Source organism: Tenebrionibacter intestinalis (assembly GCF_016632365.1).
GTDB classification, from domain to species: Bacteria; Pseudomonadota; Gammaproteobacteria; order Enterobacterales; family Enterobacteriaceae; genus Tenebrionibacter; species Tenebrionibacter intestinalis.
Map to the genome: position 1 here is coordinate 1 of NZ_JAEPBH010000133.1, position 1198 is coordinate 1198.

A 1198-nucleotide genomic window follows, 5' to 3' on the forward strand; every position below is an offset into this window, starting at 1 on the left:
AAAACAGTGCCAGGCTAAACTGGAGTATCCGGTCTTTTTTCCACTTTACCGGGAGGCATATCCGCCATGAAAAAGACCCGTTATACCGAAGAACAGATAGCGTTTGCGCTGAAACAGGCCGAAACCGGCACTCGCGTCGGGGAAGTCTGCAGAAAGATGGGGATTTCTGAGGCCACGTTTTACAACTGGAAGAAAAAATTTGCCGGTCTGGGCGTGACGGAACTGCGTCGTCTGCGGCAGCTGGAGGATGAGAATCAGCGGCTGAAGAAGCTGGTCGCTGACCTGAGTCTGGACAAGGAGATGCTGCAGGAGGTACTAAAGCAAAAGTTCTGAGGCCGGCTCAGAAGCGCCAGGCGGTGCATTTCCTGCGGGAGGCATATTGTATCAGCGTCCGCCGGGGATGCGGGTTGCTGATGCAGAGCAGAACCGTTTACCACTGGCAGAGTCGGCGCGACGATCGGGCGATAACCCTGCGCATCAGGGAAATTGCGGAAACACGAATACGCTATGGCTGTCCGCGCATTCACGTCCTGCTGCGACGGGAAGGCTGGCTAATTAACTATAAGAAAACACACCGGATTTATTGTCTGGAAGGCCTGAATCTGCGCAGGAAACGTCCCCGCAGGCATATCAGTGCGGCACACCGTCAGCAGCGCCCGGCCCTGACGCACATCGATCAGTGCTGGAGTATGGATTTCGTGTCGGATAGTCTGTTTAACGGACGGCGTTTCCGGGCACTGACTGTAGTGGATAATTTTAGTCGGGAATGCCTGGCAATCCATGCTGGAAAATCACTGAAGGGTGAGGATGTGGTCCGCGTAATGGAAGCACTGCGGGTGCTGGATAAGCGCCTGCCGGTACGTATTCAGACGGATAACGGCAGCGAATTTATCTCGAAAAGCCTGGATAAATGGGCGTATGAACACGGTGTCACGATGGACTTCTCGCGTCCCGGAAAACCGACAGATAATCCGTTTATTGAATCATTTAACGGCAGCCTGCGGGATGAATGCCTGAACATTCACTGGTTCCTGTCGCTGGAAGATGCACAGGAAAAACTCGACAACTGGCGCAGGGAATACAATCATGAGAGAACGCATTCATCATTAAATGACATGACTCCGGCTGAATTTATCCGAAGTCTCCGGAAAGACGAAGATCTCTGATTTAGCACTGTACTGAATTTGGGCCAGGGTCA

General features: G+C 52.8%; 1 protein-coding gene. It reads left to right on the forward strand.

All coding sequences use genetic code 11. The annotated features are described in order from the left end of the window. The first annotated feature begins 66 nt into the window (after positions 1-66). Positions 67-1166 (forward strand): IS3 family transposase gene (locus tag JJB97_RS18075; RefSeq protein WP_238715457.1). Its coding sequence is split into 2 segments (ribosomal slippage): positions 67-322 and positions 322-1166, totalling 1101 coding nucleotides; the frame shifts between segments, so codons are not numbered across the junction. The last annotated feature ends 32 nt before the right edge of the window (positions 1167-1198 follow it).